Below are 18,116 nucleotides of genomic sequence, written 5' to 3'. Positions count from 1 at the left end.
CCCCCCCCCCCCCCCCCCCCCCCCCCCCCCCCCCCCCCCCCCCCCCCCCCCCCCCCCCCCCCCCCCCCCCCCGCTGGGGGGTGGGGCTACTTGGGGGTGTGGCTACTTGTAGGCCGCGAACGCCTTCGTGAAGGCCAGCGGCTGCTGAACGATCGACGAACACGTGGCGTCCGCGTGGTTCTTCGCGCCGCCCGGGCACTCCTTGTCCCGCGTCGAGGACCACATCGACAGCCATCCAAGGCCCTTGGACTGGGCGAAGTTCACCAGCTGCGTCGCGTCGTCGACCTTGAAGATCTCCGTCGTGACGTCGTTGACGCCGATCATCGGGGTGACCGCGACGGCCTGCCACGCGGCGGCGTCGGAGAGCCCGAGGACCCCCTTGAGCTGCGCCTGGGTCGCGGTCGCGGCCTGGATGGCGTACTCACCCATGTCACCGCTGTGCGCCGGGCCGTAGTCCATGGCCATGATGTTGACGGCGTCGATCTTCACCCCGTTCTTCCTGGCGTCGGCCAGCAGATCGATCCCCGGCTGTGTCAGCCCCTCCGGCATCACCGGCAGGGTGAAGGAGACGTCCAGGCCCGGGTGCGACTTCTGGAGCTGCGCGATGGCCTGCGCCCGCCGGGTGTTGGCCGCCGTGTCCGGCAGGGCCGCGCCCTCGATGTCGAAGTCCGCCTTGGTGAGCTTGTACGTGTCGATGACCTTGCCGTACGCCGCCGCCAGGGCGGATGCGGAGGAGCAGTTGAGCGCCAGCTCGTGCCCGGCCGCGCCGCCGAAGGAGACCCGGACGTCGCCGCCCTTCGCCCTCAGCGCGCCGATCTGCGCGGCGACCTTGTCGCTCGCCAGGTCCGTCACACCGCCCCACAGCGGGGCGCAGCCGCCGCCCGAGGTGATGAAGGCGAGGTTGAACTCCTTGACGCCGGTCCTGGCCGCGGTGTCCACCAGGTCGTACGCCGGGTACAGCGAGGTGTCGACGTACGGGGCGAAGCCCGCGGCAGCCCCCGTACCGCCACCCGGGCCGCCGGGCGAGGTCGGCACGGGCGTCGGGGTCGCCGACTGCGACGGGGTGGGCTTCGCGGTCGCCGTGGCCGTGGCCGTGGGCGCAGCCGTGGCCGTCGGGGCCGGGGTCGGCTTCGGCGGCTGGGTCGGGCGGCCGCTCGGTTCCGGCGTGGCCCCGGCGTCGGCGGAGCACTTCACCTGGTTGATGAGGCAGCCGGTGGGGTCGGCGGCGGAGCCGTCGGACGACGTCACGAAGCCGACGGTGACGGACGCGCCCGGGGCCAGGGCCTTGTTCCAGCTCGCGGGCTTCACGGTGATGTGACCGCCCTTGACGGTGTGTTCGCCGTTCCAGAGCGAGCTGATCTTCGTACCGGCCGGCAGGTCGAATTCGAGCGTCCAGTCCGCCTGCGCCTTGCCGGTGGGGTTGGTGATGACGTACTGGCCGGTGTAGCCGCCCGTCCAGCCGCTGGTCCTGGTGTACGCGACGCCGACGGCCGCGGCCTGCGCCGTACCCGTGAGCGCGAACGCGGCTCCGCCGATCACTGCCGCGGCGACGACGGCGCCGACGGCCTTCGTCCTGCCGCTCGCCCTGCGCCGGTGCGTACTGCTCATCACGTGCCTGCCTCTGCGTTACAAGAGTGGGGGTGGGGTGGGGGTGGGTGCGGGCAGCACGCTAGCGAGGCCGATTCGGACAAATGCCCGGATCGAGGCGACCGCTGAGGATCTTAGGGCGCACTTAAGGAAGGCATCGGGAGCCATTAATGGCGCGGAGCCGGTCGTGTCCGCCCACTCACCCGCGGCCACCGCGGCGGCGCGCCCCCGTCCGCTCGGCCCTGGCCCGGCAGCCGGCTCAGCCTTGGCTCGGCACCCGGCGGCGCCTACGGACGCCGCCCCGGTGTCCGCGCCTGCCGCTCGCGCCGGACGCCTCACGGCCGTCCAGCGCGATCCACACCCGCACCTCCGTACCGCCGAGCACCGAGCGTCCGATGCGCACATCGCCGCCCGTCGACTCCGCGACCCGGCGGACGATGTCCAGACCGAGGCCCGTGGAGCCGTCGCGGTCGCCGTCGTTGCCTCGGCGCAGCGCGGCGTCCGGGTCGTCGATGCCGGGGCCGGCGTCCGAGACGAGGATGATCACCGAGTGGCTCTCGGCGCCGCCGTTGTGGACGTCGACGGAGAACGCCGTGCCCTCGGGGGTGTGGCGGAAGACGTTGCCGAGCATCGCGTCGAGCGCGGCGGCCAGTTCGGGCCGGGCGACGGGGATGCGCACCGGCCGGTCTACCCCCGCGAGCCGCACCTTGCGGCCCTCGTCCTCGGCCAGCGCCGACCAGAAGTCCATCCGCTCGCGGACCACTTCGGACGCGTCGCAGCCCGCGCCCGGCCCGGGCGGGCCCTGGGTCTGCGGGCGCTGCTCGCGCGCGGTACGGATGATGGTGTCGACCTCGCGTTCCAACTGCTCCACCGCCGCGCGGGTCTGGTCGGCGGCGGGCCCCTCGCCCAGGGAGGCGGCGTTCAGCCGCAGCACCGTGAGCGGGGTGCGCAGCCGGTGCGAGAGGTCGGCGGCCAGCTCCCGCTCGTTGGTCAGGAGCTGGACGACCTGGTCGGCCATGGAGTTGAACGCGACGGCGGCGGACCGCAGTTCACTCGGCCCCGCCTCCGGAACCCGCGCGCCGAGCCGCCCCTCCCCCAGGTCCTGCGCCGCGTCCGCGAGCCGCTTTGCGGGCTGGATCATCCGTACGCCGAGCCGGTCCGCGACCGCGACCGAGCCGATGACCAGTGCGATCCCGACGCCCGCCAGCACCAGCCAGGCGGTGGCGACGCCGTTGCTGACCTCGTCCTCCGGGACATAGACCTCGACGATCGCGATCTTGCCGGTACTGAGCGCGGTGGGCTGCAGCAGCGCCGAGCCGCCCGTCACCTCCGAGATGGAGGCACGGCCCAGCCGGCGGGTGGTGTCCAGGTCGCGCTGGGCGGCCCGGCGCATGCCGATCTCCAGGTCCACACTGCCCGGTTCACCGGAGGCGGGGACGTGCACGGCCATCCGGTTCGCGGCGCCGGCCTGGGTCGAGGCGACGGCCTTCTCCAGCTGGTCGCGGTCGGTGGTGATGGAGAGCGTCGGGCCGATCGCGGCGGCCTGGCGCTCGGCGTTGGAGAAGGCCCGGTCGCTGGCCATCTCCTTGACGACGAGACCGAGCGGTACGGCGAAGGCCACCACGACCATCGCCGTGACGGCCAGGCACACCTTGACCAGGGCCCATCTCATGAGCGGTCACCGGCCGGCGGCTCCAGCTTCACACCCACACCCCGCAGCGTGTGCAGATAGCGCGGCCGGGCCGCCGTTTCGCCCAACTTCCGCCGCAGCCAGGACAGATGTACATCGATCGTCTGGTCGTCGCCGTACGACTGCTGCCACACCTCGGCGAGCAGCTCCTTGCGCGGGACGACCACGCCCGGCCGCCCGGCGAGGAACGCGAGCAGGTCGAACTCGCGTCGCGTCAGGTCCAGCACGGTTCCGTCCAGTTCGGCCTGCCGGCGCAGCGGGTCGATGGACAGCCCGCCGACCTGGAGGACGCGGGAGGGCGGCTCGGCGCCGGCCGCGGCGCGGGCCCGGCGTAGTACGGCGGCCATCCGGGCCGACAGGTGCTCCACCGAGAACGGCTTCGTCAGGTAGTCGTCGGCGCCGTCGTTCAGCAGCCGTACGATCTCCGTCTCGTCGTCCCGCGCGGTGGCGATGATCACCGGTACGTCGGTGATGCCGCGCAGCATCTTCAGCGCCTCGGAGCCGTCGAGGTCGGGCAGTCCGAGGTCGAGAATGACCACGTCGAAGCGGAAATGGGCGACCTCGCGCAACGCCTCCAGGGCCGTACCGACGCTTCGCACGGTGTGGGAGGCCTCGGTGAGGTGCCGGATGAGGGCGGAGCGGACGAACTGGTCGTCCTCGACCACGAGCACACTTGCCATGGGCGGCACCGTACGCCATGTGGGGGATGCGGGGCCCTGGGGGACAGCGGTGGGGCGGGTGGGGCAGTATGGCCCGCGATGCAACGAGGACTCGTACACGGCTTGGCTTGGTCGCTCGCCACGGGCGCGGCGGTCACGCTGTCGTGGTGGGGCGTCCACACCGTCATGGCGGGCACGGCGTACGACCGGCCGCGCGCCCTGCCCATCAGCGCCGACGCCGCCAGGGCGACTCCGCGGCCGCTCTTCTCCGCCACGCGGGGCCCGTCGGACGGGTCCGGATCGCCCTCGTCGTCTTCGTCGTCGTCTTCGTCGTCGTCTCCGTCGCCGGGGAAGTCCGGTACGGGGTCCGGTGCTCCGGAGGGCGGGCCGGCCGGCGAGCCGGGCCGCACCGCGGGGGCGTCCAGGGCACCGGGCACACGGCCCCCGTCCGGGACGACAGGGGCATCCGGGGACGTCAAGGGCTATACGGTCGAGGGCGGCCGGGTCGTCTTCGACATCGGCGACACCTCGGCCGAACTGGTCTCGGCGACCCCCGCGGCCGGGTGGCAGATGCAGGTCTGGAAGCAGCCCAGCTGGATCAGGGTCACGTTCACCCGGGACGGCCGGGAGATCGACGTCTTCTGCACCTGGCACGACCATCCGCCGCTCGTCCAGATCGACGAACGCTGACCGGAGTCCCTCTCTCCTACGAGTTCCGCCCGTTTCCTGCGGAGTTCCGCCGCCTATCTGAAGACCGAGGGCGGTGGCGGCGGTGACGGCGCCGCGTCGGCGTCGGTGACCACGGCCGCTCCCCCGGTGAAGTCCGCGAGGGCCCGGCCGTGTTCGACCCGCCCCGGATGCGGATCGCTCGCCACCCGGCGGGTCAGCTCCGCGACCGGCAGCTCCCGGTCGGCGGCCAGCAGTACGGCGTTCCCGAAGCGACGGCCGCGGAAGACCACCGGGTCGGCGGCCAGGGCGAGTTCGGGGAAGCGGGCGGCGGCGGTGGCGATCTGGCCGCGCAGATGCGTGAGCGGCGGGCCGTCGGCCAGGTTGGCGGCGTACCAGCCGGTGGGCGCCAGTACCCGGCGTACCTCGTCGAGGAATTCCGTACTGGTGAGATGCGCGGGGGTGCGGGCCGCGCTGAACACGTCCGCTATCACCAGGTCCGCCCAGGCGTCGGGCACCTTGGCGAGCCCGGCCCGGGCATCGGTGGAGCGGACCCGTATCCGGGCGTTGGGGTCCCAGGGGAGTTCGCGCCGGACCAGTTGGACCAGGGCGGCGTCGAACTCGACGATCTGCTGGGTCGAGCGGGGGCGGGTGGCCGCGATGTAGCGGGCGAGGGTGAAGGCACCACCGCCGAGGTGCACGACGCGCAGCGGCTGCTTCGGCGGGGCGACGAGGTCGGCGACGTGGCCGATCCGGCGCTGGTACGCGAAGTCGAGATACGCGGGATCGTCGAGGTCCACATGCGACTGCGGGGCGCCGTCCACCAGCAGCGTCCAGCCCCGGGGCCGCTCGCGGTCCGGTATCAGCTCGGCGAGACCGCCGTCCACCTGCTCGACGACGGCTTCGGGGGTACGCCCGCGCCCGCCGCGCCGTCTGTCCTTCGCCACCCGGCCATTATTCAGGCCGGGGATGCGCCGCGCTCAGCGGCAGCTGTCGGCGGCCTCGATCAGCCGGGCCGCCTCGCCCAGCGCGGCGCGCAGGACCGCCGGGTCGGTGACCGGGTCCGCGGTCTCGGGGGGCAGCAGCCAGCCGGTGCCGGCCGCGGGTGCGGCGGGGCCGGCGGGTACGCGGCGCGCGTCCCCGGGGCTGCTGAGGTCGGCGAGACCGTTGAGGTCGTTGAGGCCGGCGAGACCGTCGAGCCGTAGTCCGCGCCCGGACGTCTGGGTGCAGGCGCTGCCCGGCACGTCCCAGGCGTCGGCGGTACCGGGGGGCACCAGGAAGCCGAGGGTGTCGCAGGTGTCGTCGTGCAGTACCGGCCCGACGGCGGCCGGGGCCGTGCCGCGCCGCAGGATGTCCACCGCCTCCAGGCCCTGCCGGGCCGGAACGGTCACCAGGTCGCAGGGCTCGGCGCCGCCGTGCGAGATGTTCACGACGTCCGGGAGGACGTCCGGGGCGGCGCCGCTCGGGGCGCTGCTCGGGTAGCTGCCCGGGGCGCCGCCCGGCAGAACGGGTGAGCTGCTGGTCTCCATGCCGGCCTCCAACAAGGGAACCCCTCCTCGTCCGGGATGGGAGCCTCCTCCCACTCCGCATGGTTCAACGCGCGACGACGTCAACAGGTGTGGCGGCATGCCGCCGCAAAGGATGGCAGTTCATGGCGGATCGCGGGTGAGATATCCGGTTTGTAGCCAAACAGCACGTGAGCACTCCGTCACAGGCGGTACGTTTTTGCGCGCCGGCGCCGCAGGCACCGGAAGCGCACCGGCAGCAGCACGCTTCGCCAGAGAGGGCCGGCCATGGCGTCGACACCCCCGTCACCGAACCATGCCTTCCGCCTGCTGCGCGGACCGCGCTCACCCGGCGAGTTCGCGGCGGCGGTGCGCAGGGCGGGCCGGGAGATCGGCGAGACGGTCGCGTGCGACGCGCGCTACATCGGGCGGGTGGAGGCCGGCGAGATCCGCTGTCCCAACTACGCGTACGAGCGGGTGTTCCTGCACATGTTCCCCGGCCGTGCGCTGACCGACCTCGGCTTCGCGGCGCGCGAGGCGGTGCGCGGCCGGGGGCCGCGGGCGGGAGCCGGTGTTCCTGTCCCTTCGGGTTCTTCCGCTGCTGGTTCTTCCGCTTCTGGTTCTTCCGCTGCTGCTGCTCTTTCTGCTTCCTCTGTTCCCCCGTTCGTCAGTTGCACCAAGGAGAGCGACGTGCTGCGTCGCGCATTCATGACCGGCGGATCCGCCACCGTGGCGGCCGCGTCCCTGGGGCTCGCCCCCGCACTGGCCTCTCTGCGCGGCGACGGCCGCCGCGTCACCCACCGGGTCGGCGAGGCCGAGGCCACCGCGGTCGAAGAAGCCGTACGGCAGATCCGGCTGCTCGACGACCGGCACGGTGCGGACGGCCTCTACAGACGCGCCGCGCAGCCGCTGCGCACCGCGTACGCGCTGCTCGACGCCGACGCCGTACGCCAGTCCACCACCGACCGGCTGCACGCCGGCGCCGGTGAACTGGCCATCTCCGTGGGCTGGCTGGCCCACGACTCCGGCCGTTTCGACGACGCCCGCTCGCACTACGCGGAGGCGCTCGCCACCGCGCGGGTCTCCAGTGACCCGGCCCTGGAGGCGCACGCGTTCTGCAACACCGCGTTCCTGGCGCGGGACGCGGGCCGTCCGCGGGAGGCGGTACGTGCCGCCCAGGCCGGCCAGCGGGCCGCCCGGCACCTGGGCTCCGCCCGGCTGCTCTCGCTGCTCACGCTGCGCGAGGCGGGCGGCTGGGCGGGGCTGGGCGATCGCCAGGGGTGCGAGGAGGCGCTCGGGCGGGCCCATGCCTTGTTCGGGCGGGGGCCCTGCGACGCGGATCCCGAGTGGATGTCCTTCTTCGGCGAGGCCGAGCTGGAGGGGCTGGAGGCGCAGTGCTGGTCGGCGCTCGGGGAGTGGCCACGGGCCGCGCGCCACGCGCGGCGGGCGGCCGCCCTGCAGGATCCGCATTTCGCGCGGAATGTCGCGCTGTACACGTCGGAGCTGGCGGACGACCTCGCCCGGGCGGGGTCGCCGGAGGAGGCGGCGTCGGTGGGGCAGCGGGTGCTGGACCTGCTGGACGAAGTCCAGTCGTCCCGGGTCCAGACGATGCTGGCGGCCACGGCGCGGGTCCTGCTTCCGCACCGCCGTTCGCCGGACGTCTCGGAGTTCCTGACGCGCCACGCGGCGTCGGCACCGGCGTAGGGCCCGCCTGCGGCGGGCGGGTCTCCCACCCCGCCCACCCGTTCGGCCAAGGCGAGAAGGTGCCCGTTTCCCGCGCTGCGCCACGCGCCGTCGGCGACCGCGGGCCGCCCGTTCGGCGGGCGCGAGCCGGTGGGGCCGTGCGCGCCGGGCGAACGGGGGGGCGAGTGTTCGGCAGGCGCGAGAAGGTGCCCGTTTCCCGCGGTGCGCGGCGCGGCGTTCGCGGGTGCGGGCCGCCCGTTCGGCGGGCGGCGCAAGCCGGTGGGGCCGTGCGCGCCGGGCGAACGGGGGCGGGGCGGGTGTTCGGCAGGCGCGAGCCGGTGCCCGTTTCCCGCGGTGCGCGGCGCGGCGTTCGCGGGTGCGGGCGCGGCGCAAGCCGGTGGGCGCGCTGCGCGCCGTTCGGGTGCCGGCTCGGGCTGGGGTCAGGATTCCAGGTGGGACGTGTCGTTCCAGCTGGCTATCGCCGGGTCGCCGTAGGCCCAGCCCAGGACCGACAGTGACGTCGGATCCAGGCGGATGCGGGCCGCGAAGGACGGGTCCAGGCCCAGCCAGCGCGCGCCCAGTACCCGCAGGATGTGGCCGTGCGCGAAGACCAGCACGTCACGGTCCGCCGAGCGCGCCCAGGCGACAACCTCGTCCGCGCGGGCACCGACCTGCGCCAGCGTCTCGCCCTCCGGGACCCCGTCGCGCCAGATGAACCAGTCGGGCCGCAGCGCCTTGATCTGGCCCGGGTCCATGCCCTCGTACGCCCCGTAGTCCCACTCCATCAGCGCGTCCCAGTCCTCCGCCCGGTCGCCGAAGCCGGCCAGGTCACAGGTCTCGCGCGCCCGCACCAGCGGACTCGTACGCACCTCGACACCCGGCAGTCCCGCCCACGGTGACGCCCGGTGCAGCCGCTCGCCCAGCAGCTTCGCGCCGCGGCGGCCCTCATCGAGAAGCGGGATGTCCGTACGACCGGTGTGCTTGCCGGCCAGCGACCACGCGGTCTGTCCGTGCCGGGCCAGCAGTATGCGGGGAGCCATGCCTCCATCATCGCGCAGATGAACGCGGGGCAACCTCCCGGGGGATCTCCGCGTCCTGCTCCCTGGTACGGGTGTTCACATACGCCGTACGGGTGATTGACGGGGGGCAGGCGATGGTGATCCGCAACCGGCCGCGATGGTGGGCCGAGCTGCTGCTGCTCGGTGTGGTCTACGCCGCCTACTCCGCCGGACGGCTGCTCGCCCGCGGCGACGTCACCACCGCAGTCGACCACGGTCTCGCGATCCTCCGCATCGAGAAGTTCTTCCGCCTCAACGCGGAACACCCGCTCAACCGGCTGTTCACCGACCACGCGTGGCTGGGCATACCCGCCGACTTCGCGTACGCCACGCTGCACTACCTCGTGACTCCCCTCCTCCTCGTGTGGCTCTTCCGGCGCCGCCCCGCGCAGTACCGCGCGGCCCGCACCTGGCTGATGGTCTCCACCCTCCTCGGCCTGGTCGGCTTCACGCTCCTGCCGACCTGTCCGCCCCGGCTGCTCGACGCGAGCCACGGTTTCGTCGACACGATGGCGCAGTACAGCTCGTACGGGTGGTGGGGCGGCGAGGCGAGCGCGCCGCGCGGCCTGGGCGGCATGACCAACCAGTACGCGGCGATGCCGAGCCTGCACGTCGGCTGGGCGCTGTGGTGCGGCGTGATGCTCTGGCGGCACGGGCGCACCGCGCCGGCGAGGGCGGCCGGTGTCGCGTATCCGCTGATCACCGTCTTCGTGGTGATGGGGACGGCCAACCACTACTTCCTGGACGCCGTCGCCGGCGCCGCGGTGATGGGTCTCGGCCTGCTGCTGGCCGGGCCCAGCATGCGGCTCGCCGACCGGGTCCGGACCCGGTCCCGCTTCACCACGGCGGCGGCCGGATCCCCGATTGTCAGTGGCGGATGCGAGACTTCCGCGGGTGAGCGATTCCCTGGACAGCGGACCTCCTCCGCAGGCGCAGGTTCCGGAGCCGAGGCCGGAGCCGACGCCGACGACGGCACTCCGGCAGCGGCTCGCTGAGCTGCGCGGCCCGGCGGTACCGCCGCATCCGCTCGACGCCCGCGCGCTCGCGGCCCTCGCCGCCAACCCCGGATGCGAGCGGCGCGCGCTGCTGGACGGGGCCGGGGTGAACAAGGCCGCGCTCGCCGCGGCGCTCGGTTCGCCCTCCGCCTTCGGGCAGTCGCAGTTCGCGTTCGTCCGGGGCAACGCCTTCGAGGCCAAGGTCAAGGCGGACGGCGGTACGGAGCTGCTGCGGCTGTGGTGCGAGCGCACCGGCCGCGAGGCGCCGGCGGCCGGCGAGGTGTCCGTCCCCGACCTGTCCGCGGCCGGTCCCGAGGGCCGCGCGGCCCGTACGGCGCTGGCGCTGCGCGAGGCGACCGCGGGCGGCGGGTGGTCGCTGCTCGACCACCCGATGCTGGCCCTGGAGGTGGCGGGCTCGCCCGCGTATCTGGAGCCGGACGCGGTGATCGTGCAGCCGGACGGGCGGTGGACGGTCGTCGAGATCAAGTCGTTCCCGATGATCGACGACTCGGCGGACGCGGCGAAGGTCGGTGCGGCGGCCCGCCAGGCCGCGGTGTACGTACTGGCGCTGGAGCGGGTCGCGGACCGGCTCGACGGGGCGGCCGTGCACCACTCGGTGCTGCTGGTCTGCCCGAAGGACTTCTCCAACCTGCCCACGGCGTCGGTCGTGGACGTACGCAAGCAGCTGTCGGTCACCCGGCGGCAGCTGACCCGGCTGACCCGCGTCGAGGACATCGCCGCAGCGCTGCCCGACGGCACGACGTTCGACCTGGAGCGGCCGGCCCAGGAGCTGACGGCCGCGGTGGAGTCGGTCGGCGCGACGTACGCACCGGACTGCCTCGCCGCGTGCGAGCTGGCGTTCCACTGCCGGGAGCGGGCCCGCGCCGCGGGGGCGGTGGAGTCGCTGGGGCGCGCGGTGCGTGGCGAGCTGGGTGGTCTGACCACCGTCGGCGCGGTGCTCGCCGCGGCGGAGGGGGACGGTGACCCCGGGGAGAGCGACCCCACGGTGTCCGCCCTGCGCCGCGCGGCCGCGCTGCGCGCGGAGGCGCTCGGGGGTGCGGCGTGCTGACCCCGGCCCCGGCGGCCGGCCCGCTGCGCGGCCGAAAGGCCAGTCACCTGCCGGTGGGCAGGTGTCGGCCCATGCCCCTGGGCCTCCGGGTGCCCGCGCGCACCCCGGCTTGCCCGCTTCGCAGCGGGATGGATCCACTCCCGCCGGTGACTGCGGCGCCGGTTCTGGCCGGAGGGCTGGCTGTGGGGCTCCGGGTCCCGGCCGGCCCGTTGCGCGGCCGGCGGGCGGCCGGGCCGGCGACGTTGCTGGTCATGGGCGCGGGCTGGGGGGACGGGTCGTGTCGCTGATCAACACACTCGCGCGGCTCGAGGCCGTACGGTCGGGGCGGGCGCAGCCCGGAGCCACCGTGTGCCACCGGCATCTCTCCGCGCGGCCGCTCGTCCTGGTACCGCTCACCACCGCCGGTGAGACCGGTGCGCCGCTGGGCGCGCTGGTCGGGACCGACCGCGACGCGCCGCGGCTGCTCGCCGTACCGCAGCCGCGCGACCGGGACCTGCGGTTCGCGTTCCTCGCCGAGCTGGCCGGGTCCGTACTGCCGTACATCGACGGGTACGCGGACGCGGTCGAACCCGCCGAGCGCACCGAGAACGACCCGGAGACCGGTAAGCGCGTCAAGGTGGAGGTCGAGCTGTGCTCGGACGCTCCGCAGCTGATCGTGCCGAGCCGGGCCGGTGTCGAGTTCGTCCGGCTGCTGGGCCGTTCCATGCGGTTCCGGCGGACCGCCGAACAGGACCCCGACACGCCCTACCCCGCGCCGCCGCACGTCCCGTTGCTCGGCCGCTGGTTCACCCACTTCGGCGAGCGCGCCCGGGTGCCCGGCTCCTCGCTGCTGCTCGCTGCCACCGAGCTGCTCGGCCGCCACTGGGCGACCGGCCAGAGCAACCTGGAGGACCAGCACCTCGGTGCGCTGCTCGCCTGGATCGCCCCGCCGGCCGGCGAGTCCGGCGCGGAGGCGGCCCTGCGGGCGGAACTGGAGCGGGACCGGGGCGGCCAGCTGGTGTGCCCGCCCGCCGGACCGGCGACCGATCCGGCGTTCGACAACAAACTGCTGGCCCCGGCCATGTCCCGGTACGACCGGGCGCGGGCGGCGGTACGGGACGGCGGCGGGCGCGCCGCGCTCACGCAGCTCACGGTCACCGAGCAGGAGATCCGGGACCTGGTCGAGAGCCGGACCCGGCCCACCTGGGACGCGGTGTGGCGGGGGCTGGACCTGCTGCGCGAGCTGCCCGCCGGCAGCCGTACCGAGGAGCGCTGGACCCGTGACCGGTGGTCGTTCACCGGCCACCGCGACCGGGTCCGCGCCGGGGAGCCGCCACAGCCCCGCCGCGACGACGCGGTGACCGCCGCGCAGAAGCTCGCCACGCGCGAGACCGCGCAGGCGCAACTCGATGCGCAGGAGGCGCTCGACGACCCCCTGGTGATGGCGGCGCGGCGACTGTCCGGCGAGGCGTTCGCGGGCGAGGTGACGGAGGTCGTCATGGCGTGGAGCGAATCCAAGCGGCCGAGCCCCCGCCCCCTGGTCACCTTCCGTACGGACGACCGGCCGCACCTGGGCGAGCGCACCAAGGTGTTCCGCTCGCTGGACGGGCGCCCGCAGACCGCGGAGTTCGTCCGTCACGAGGGCGAGGGGGTCCTGGTCCTCCAGCTCACCGACAAGATGGGCCGGGGCAAGGACCCGGCGCCCGGTTCGGTACCGGAGAAGGGCGAGCGGCTGTGCTGGACGCTGTTCGAGCACGACCGGCGCGGCGGGCCGAAGCTGCCCGACCCGGAGGAGACGCCGTGGACGCACGGCGGCCCGCCGGTCGCCTCCGGCGAGGCGACCCGGGCGGCTTCCGCGGCGGCTTCCGGCCCGGCTCCCGGCCCGGCTTCACCCGGCCCGGCTTCCGGACCTGGGACCGCCCCCGCGCCGATCCCCGACCCGCGCACGAGCCCCGACCCCGTCACGGCGGAGGACTACCTGTGACCGAAACATCGCGAGCACCGCGGCCCGCCGGTCAGGGCGATCCCGGCGCGCTCGCCGCTCGCGCGACCGAGGCGATCCTGCGCGACACGCTGCACGGCACCCACCGCGGCGTCGTCGTCGACTCGCCGCCCGGCGCGGGCAAGTCGACGCTCGTGGTGCGTGCGGCCCGCGAACTGGCCGCCGCCGGCCGGCCCCTGATGGTCGTCGCACAGACCAACGCCCAGGTGGACGACCTCGTGCTGCGGCTCGCCGAGAAGGATCCGGACCTGCCGGTCGGCCGGCTGCACAGCAGCGAGCCCGACCCGTACGACAAGGCCCTCGACGACCTGCCCTCGGTCCGCAAGTCCGCCAAGGCCGCGGATCTGGCCGGCCTGGACGTCGTCATCTCGACCGCCGCGAAGTGGGCGCACACCCAGGGCGTCGAACCGTGGGGCCACGCGATCGTCGACGAGGCGTACCAGATGCGGTCGGACGCGCTGCTCGCTGTGGCCGGGCTCTTCGACCGGGCGCTGTTCGTCGGCGACCCCGGCCAGCTCGACCCGTTCAGCGTCGTCGGCGCGGAGCAGTGGGCGGGGCTGTCGTACGACCCGTCGGCCAGCGCGGTGTCCACCCTGCTGGCGCACAACCCGGACCTGCCGCAGCACCGGCTGCCCGTGTCGTGGCGGCTGCCCGCCTCCGCCGCGCCGCTGGTGTCGGGCGCGTTCTACCCGTACACCCCGTTCCGCAGCGGTACGGGCCACGGCGACCGGCGGCTGTCCTTCGCCGTTCCGTCGGACGGCTCCGGGCCCGACCGGGTGCTGGACGAGGCGGCCGAGTCGGGCTGGGGCCTGCTGGAGCTGCCCGCCCGGCACACCCCGCGTACGGACCCCGAGGCGGTACGGGCGGTGGCCCTGGTGGTACGCCGTCTGCTGGACCGCGGCGGCGTGGCGACCAGCGAGCGCGCGGACGGCCCGGAGCCGGTGGCGGCCGACCGGATCGCGGTCGGCACGGCCCACCGGGACCAGGCCGCGGCGGTCCGCGCGGCGCTCGCCGAGCTGGGTGTCGCCGGGGTCGCGGTCGACACCGCGAACCGCCTCCAGGGCCGGGAGTTCGACGTCACGGTCGTCCTGCACCCCCTGTCGGGCCGCCCCGACGCGACAGCCTTCCACCTGGAGACGGGCCGCCTGTGCGTACTGGCCTCCCGCCACCGGCACGCCTGCATCGTGGTGTGCCGCGCGGGCGTCGCGGACCTGCTGGACGACCACCCGTCGACGGAGCCGGTCCAGCTGGGCGTCACCGTGAAGTTCCCGGACGGCTGGGAGGCCAACCACGCGGTCCTCGCCCACCTGGCGGAACACCGGGTGTCGTGGCGGCCGTAGCGCAGAGAAGCCCCACCCGCACCAGGAAGTGACTCAGGCTTGGAGCCGGCACCGCCGGTCGTCGGGGGTCAGTAGTCGAGGCTCGGGTACCAGTCGGCGCGGCCCTGCGGGGTCAGGTCGAGGAGGTGCCAGACCGGGGCCAGGAGGTCGATGCCTCGCTCGTCGATGTCGTCGGCCATGCGTGGGTGGGTGGAGTAGCAATGGCGGACCGTGCCGTCGCCGTCGCGGATGAAGACGGAGATGGTGGAGTCCTGTTCGCCGTCCTTGTCCTCGCTGCCCAGGTCGTACTTGAACGTGCTGTCGCCACAGCTCAGGAGCCGTAGCCGGTGCCAGCCGCGGTTGCGGGCGTGCTGCCGGAGGGTGGGCAGGTCGGCGGCAGCGGCGATGGTGAAGTCGGCGTTGCGGGCGATGTGGTGGGCGATGCCGTTGAAGCCGTCGATCCACATGGTGCACATCGGGCAGGGGTCGGTCTGCAGCTTGCCGTACATGAAGTGGTAGACGATCAGCGGGCGGTCCGGGGCGGTGAACAGCTCGCTCAAAGTGACCTTGCGGACCGGTGTGTCGCCTGCGTCGAGGTCGGCGGGGCCCTCGATGAAGACGTAGTCGTCGACGGGCGGCCCCTGCGGGAGCGTCCGTCGCTGGGCCGCGACCTTCTCACGGTGGCGCATGAGGTCGGTCTCGGCCAGGCGCAGCTCTTCGCGGGCGGCGAGGTAGTCCGCCGATTCGCCGGCCAGTCTGGTGTGCCGCAACATCGAGTCCTCCTGGGATGGCCGTCCCCCTGGTCCCCGGTCCGCATCACGAACTCCCAGTCCCCGCGTTCCCGAACCGGTCCTTTGAGTCTATGGCGAGGCAACCGGCTGACAACCCAGGTCGCCCGCCACCAACGTCGCCGGACAGGCCCTAGGTGTTCTGTCCTGGGAGGGCATATGTGCCGCGTCCGGGAATCCACAGTCCGACGTTCGCGCCGGGGAAATGCTCTCCGGGCGCAGGTACGCACCATCATAGGAAGGCCCGAGTAGGCAAGTGACTCGGGCCTGCCCCCACACTCCCTGAGAGACGCGAGACACGAGGCGCACTTGCGCGGCGTTGGACAATGGAGGGTGGCCCGGAGGCGATGAGCAGGAGGAAGCACATGGCAGAGCCCGAGCGGACCGAGCGGCGGCTACGGCCCGCGCCGCTGCTTTTCGAGCCCTCGGAGGCCGCCGCGGACCCGGAGCACTTCTTCGACCTGGAGTCGATCGAGGATCCCGGCGACCTGCTCTCCCGTGCCACGGAACTGACGCTGGCCTTCCGGGCCGCGACGGACCGGGCCACCGAGTTCCAGGCCGTCGCCGCCGCGCAGCTGGCGGATCCCCGGCGGTTCGACCGGCTGTCGCCGGCCGAGATCGCGGCGCGGGCGGAGTGGACCGAGGACTACGCGAAGAAGATGATCGAGTTCGGGCAGGAGCTGCTGGGCGGCGCCCAACCGTAGGTCCTGGCGGCTCAGCAGGCCGGCGGCTCAGCGCCGGTGGCATATGCCGAGGGGGCAAGGTACCCCACCCCGCCCCGTCCTGTCCCGGTTTCCGGCAACCCTCGGAAAGCGCGCGGTGACCGAGGGTAGATGTAAGAGACATGAGCGCTTGGCAGCGAGACGAGACCGCCCTCGGCACCGGCGACGAGGGAACCGTGGACATCTTCGGCTTCCTGCGGGAGGAGGGCCGGCATCACACGGCCCGGGTCACGCCGGCGGGTGCCGCCTGGCTGGCTTCGGCGGCCGCGTACCCCCGCAGCACGCTCTCGCTGTGGGAGTCCCGTCCGAGCGCCCCCGGCGTACTGCCCTGCGGTTCGGTCTTCGACGTGGTGAACGTGCCCGCGGTGTTCGGGCGGCGGATGCTGGACCAGCTGTGGGAGGACGGCCCCGGCTCCGGGCCGGTGGCGGTGCACCGCGGGCGGATGCTGCTCTTCGCCGCCCCCGGCACGGCCCAGCGGCTGCCGTCACTGCTCGACTGGGAGGAGTGGGGCGGCGCGACGCCACCGGTCCTGTGCCACGGCACGGGCGACGCGGTGACCGTCCCGGCGATCGGCGAGCCCGGTCAGGGACCCGCCCGGGGAGCCGCCCCGGGAGCAGCCCCGGCGGCACGCTGGCTGGTCGCTCCCGACACCCGCCACCCGTGGCTGCCGGGCCCCGAGGTGCTGCTCTGGGCCTGTGTGCGCGCGGCCCGCGCGGCCTCGGCCGGCACGGTGCGGATATCGATTTTTCCTCCCGCCGGACAGGGTGCTAAGGTCTACGACGTCAGCAGGCGCCGCTAGCTCAGTTGGTTAGAGCAGCTGACTCTTAATCAGCGGGTCCGGGGTTCGAGTCCCTGGCGGCGCACAGACGGAAGAAGCCCCTCGCGGAAGCGGGGGGCTTCTTCGTTGCCTCGGCACGGATCCGGGCGAGAGGCCTTAGTTCCTGATCTTGACCGTGTACGCACCCGACCGCGTCCGGTCCGCCACCTCGATACGGGTCCGCTCCCCCGGCACCGTGTACGACTCGCCGACCTGGAGCGGCGCATCCGCCAGCGGCGGGTAGACCGACTGCTGCCAGCACGCCTCGGTGTCCGGGTGCGTGTCCAGCACCTCGACCGGTCCGCCGCCCGAGGCGGTCTCGCTGCGCACCCGGTAGATCAGCACCCCTTCGGTGCAGGTCGCCTCGTCGTTGCCCACCGCGCCGCGCGCCTCGATGGCAATCGCGCTGTCCTCCCCGGTGCGTACGACCGCGAGCCTGGTCCCGCCCGTACCGCCGCGGACCGGCGCGGCGCTCAGCGGCTCCAGGGTGTGCAGGGTGGTGCCGGTGCCCTGGATGCAGGTGATCTGGCGCTGTTCCAGCCAGCCGAGCTTCCACTTGTGCCAGCCGAACAGGTCAGGGGCCAGGCCGAACTGGCTTCCCATCACGTCCCAGTCGCCGACGTAGGTGTCCCAGTCGCCCTTGCCGTCCTGGGGACGGTGGTACAGGTCGGCCAGGTCGAAGACGTGACCCGTCTCGTGGGCGAGGACGTTGCGGTCCGGCGGGTGCTGCTCGAAGACGGTGACGATGCGCTTGAGGTCCGTACCGTCGGCGTGCATCGGCCGGTCGAAGTTGACGACCTTCGTGGCGTCGGAGTCGACTCCGGGCGCGCCCGGGTCGGCGACGAAGTACACGATGTCGTACCGGCTGAAGTCCACCGTCCGGTCGGCCGCGGCCAGCGCGTCGCGCAGGTACTCGGCGCGCTTCTCCGGCGCCCAGTCCCGCTTTATGCCGTACGAGGTGGCCGGCTTCGGCATCGCCGTCCAGGCCGGCCGCGGATCGGGCCTCAGCCGGAACTTCCCGTACGAGGCCTGGTGGAAGAACCGGCTGGTGGCCGGGAAGTGGTCGGCCGCGAGCTCCCGGGGAGTCACGGCGGGACGGGAGCCGGGGAAGGACAGGAAGACCATGACGGCGTTGAGCGTGCGCTCCGGCCGGGGGTAGGCGGTGTTCCAGGTGTCGAGGCCCACCGAGTGGTGCGCGGAGGTGCGTTGCAGCGCGCAGGGGCCGGCTGCCGTTTCCGCCACCGCGGGGCCCGCGAAGAGGGACATGGCGGCGAGAGCCGTGAGGGAGGTCAGCGCCGCGGCAGCGCTCCGCACGCCGTAGAGCACCACTCCCTCGGGTGTCTGCTGACGCGGCACGTCGACCTCCGGAGGGGGAATCGGGACTTCCACCCACCTTGTGATGGTTTTGTATGACATGCCTTGTCGAGGGAGCCCGCCCGGGTGATCGATGCGACACTCCGGCGTGTCACGGAAAGTCACAAGTGATCGCGCATCAGCCGAGCCCGCGCACAGCCGCGCAGAAACGATCGGCCGGAAGGGGCAGGTGCGCATCATCACGCCGACGAAGCTGGAACGG

General features: G+C 73.7%; 16 protein-coding genes and 1 tRNA gene. 9 read left to right on the top strand and 8 right to left on the bottom strand.

The features are described from left to right. Nucleotides 1-102: 102 nt before the first annotated feature. From ACWV17_RS31850 to ACWV17_RS31840, 3 genes are all read right to left on the bottom strand, one after another. The gene (locus ACWV17_RS31850; protein ID WP_455362403.1) at nucleotides 103-1,611 is read right to left on the bottom strand and encodes a glycoside hydrolase family 18 protein; all 1,509 of its coding nucleotides are present in this window, start codon (nucleotides 1,609-1,611) and stop codon (nucleotides 103-105) included. A gap of 235 nt (nucleotides 1,612-1,846) precedes the next feature. Further along, nucleotides 1,847-3,259, bottom strand: a complete 1,413-nt coding sequence (locus tag ACWV17_RS31845; protein ID WP_455353611.1) for a HAMP domain-containing sensor histidine kinase — start codon at nucleotides 3,257-3,259, stop codon at nucleotides 1,847-1,849. Next, nucleotides 3,256-3,957: a response regulator transcription factor gene (locus tag ACWV17_RS31840; protein ID WP_455353610.1), complete on the bottom strand. Its 702-nt coding sequence runs from the start codon at nucleotides 3,955-3,957 to the stop codon at nucleotides 3,256-3,258. The genes ACWV17_RS31845 and ACWV17_RS31840 overlap by 4 nt, the downstream gene beginning before the upstream one ends. A gap of 78 nt (nucleotides 3,958-4,035) precedes the next feature. Between ACWV17_RS31840 and ACWV17_RS31835 the strand changes: the two genes are divergently transcribed. Beyond that, entirely contained in the window at nucleotides 4,036-4,626 is a 591-nt protein-coding gene (locus tag ACWV17_RS31835; protein WP_455362402.1) for a hypothetical protein, read from the top strand. A gap of 53 nt (nucleotides 4,627-4,679) precedes the next feature. Here the strand turns inward: ACWV17_RS31835 and ACWV17_RS31830 are convergent, their stop codons facing one another. Next, nucleotides 4,680-5,549 carry a spermidine synthase gene (locus ACWV17_RS31830; RefSeq protein ID WP_455362401.1) on the bottom strand — a complete coding sequence of 290 codons (870 nt, stop codon included), beginning with the start codon at nucleotides 5,547-5,549 and terminating at the stop codon, nucleotides 4,680-4,682. A gap of 33 nt (nucleotides 5,550-5,582) precedes the next feature. Then, nucleotides 5,583-6,131, bottom strand: coding sequence for a hypothetical protein (locus ACWV17_RS31825; RefSeq protein WP_455362400.1), 549 nt, complete (start codon nucleotides 6,129-6,131; stop codon nucleotides 5,583-5,585). A 264-nt stretch (nucleotides 6,132-6,395) separates the two neighbouring features. On the opposite strand from ACWV17_RS31825, the gene ACWV17_RS31820 reads away from it, so the two are divergent. Further along, nucleotides 6,396-7,811: a hypothetical protein gene (locus tag ACWV17_RS31820; RefSeq protein WP_455362399.1), complete on the top strand. Its 1,416-nt coding sequence runs from the start codon at nucleotides 6,396-6,398 to the stop codon at nucleotides 7,809-7,811. A gap of 419 nt (nucleotides 7,812-8,230) precedes the next feature. Here the strand turns inward: ACWV17_RS31820 and ACWV17_RS31815 are convergent, their stop codons facing one another. Then, on the bottom strand, nucleotides 8,231-8,830 hold the full coding sequence (locus ACWV17_RS31815; protein ID WP_455353605.1) for a histidine phosphatase family protein: 600 nt from the start codon (nucleotides 8,828-8,830) through the stop codon (nucleotides 8,231-8,233). 113 nt (nucleotides 8,831-8,943) lie between these two features. Between ACWV17_RS31815 and ACWV17_RS31810 the strand changes: the two genes are divergently transcribed. The 4 genes from ACWV17_RS31810 to ACWV17_RS31795 all read left to right on the top strand — a co-directional run bounded on the left by ACWV17_RS31810 (nucleotide 8,944) and on the right by ACWV17_RS31795 (nucleotide 14,233). Next, nucleotides 8,944-9,843, top strand: coding sequence for a phosphatase PAP2 family protein (locus ACWV17_RS31810; RefSeq protein ID WP_455362398.1), 900 nt, complete (start codon nucleotides 8,944-8,946; stop codon nucleotides 9,841-9,843). After that, nucleotides 9,743-10,912 carry a hypothetical protein gene (locus ACWV17_RS31805; RefSeq protein ID WP_455362397.1) on the top strand — a complete coding sequence of 390 codons (1,170 nt, stop codon included), beginning with the start codon at nucleotides 9,743-9,745 and terminating at the stop codon, nucleotides 10,910-10,912. Before ACWV17_RS31810 ends, ACWV17_RS31805 begins: the two co-directional genes overlap by 101 nt. Nucleotides 10,913-11,189: 277 nt before the next feature. Then, nucleotides 11,190-12,875 (top strand): hypothetical protein, encoded by a 1,686-nt coding sequence (locus ACWV17_RS31800; RefSeq protein ID WP_455362396.1) that lies wholly within the window; start codon nucleotides 11,190-11,192, stop codon nucleotides 12,873-12,875. Continuing rightward, nucleotides 12,872-14,233, top strand: coding sequence for an AAA domain-containing protein (locus tag ACWV17_RS31795; RefSeq protein ID WP_455353602.1), 1,362 nt, complete (start codon nucleotides 12,872-12,874; stop codon nucleotides 14,231-14,233). The genes ACWV17_RS31800 and ACWV17_RS31795 overlap by 4 nt, the downstream gene beginning before the upstream one ends. 68 nt (nucleotides 14,234-14,301) lie before the next feature. Here the strand turns inward: ACWV17_RS31795 and ACWV17_RS31790 are convergent, their stop codons facing one another. After that, the gene (locus ACWV17_RS31790) at nucleotides 14,302-14,985 is read right to left on the bottom strand and encodes a DUF899 family protein (protein ID WP_455362395.1); all 684 of its coding nucleotides are present in this window, start codon (nucleotides 14,983-14,985) and stop codon (nucleotides 14,302-14,304) included. 380 nt (nucleotides 14,986-15,365) lie between these two features. Between ACWV17_RS31790 and ACWV17_RS31785 the strand changes: the two genes are divergently transcribed. The 3 genes from ACWV17_RS31785 to ACWV17_RS31775 all read left to right on the top strand — a co-directional run bounded on the left by ACWV17_RS31785 (nucleotide 15,366) and on the right by ACWV17_RS31775 (nucleotide 16,586). Then, nucleotides 15,366-15,704 (top strand): hypothetical protein, encoded by a 339-nt coding sequence (locus tag ACWV17_RS31785; RefSeq protein ID WP_455353600.1) that lies wholly within the window; start codon nucleotides 15,366-15,368, stop codon nucleotides 15,702-15,704. A gap of 140 nt (nucleotides 15,705-15,844) precedes the next feature. Next, a complete protein-coding gene (locus tag ACWV17_RS31780; protein WP_455362394.1) occupies nucleotides 15,845-16,522 on the top strand; it encodes a bifunctional DNA primase/polymerase in 678 nt (225 codons plus the stop codon). Next, nucleotides 16,513-16,586: transfer RNA gene (locus tag ACWV17_RS31775), tRNA-Lys, on the top strand. Before ACWV17_RS31780 ends, ACWV17_RS31775 begins: the two co-directional genes overlap by 10 nt. Before the next feature lie 71 nt (nucleotides 16,587-16,657). Here ACWV17_RS31775 and ACWV17_RS31770 read toward each other — a convergent pair. Continuing rightward, complete coding sequence (locus ACWV17_RS31770) at nucleotides 16,658-17,896, bottom strand: M6 family metalloprotease domain-containing protein (RefSeq protein ID WP_455362393.1); 1,239 nt, start codon at nucleotides 17,894-17,896, stop codon at nucleotides 16,658-16,660. Between the last annotated feature and the right edge of the window lie 220 nt (nucleotides 17,897-18,116).

The sequence above is a fragment of the Streptomyces mabaensis genome (assembly GCF_053763515.1).
This window is presented reverse-complemented; position numbering and strand designations above follow the sequence as displayed.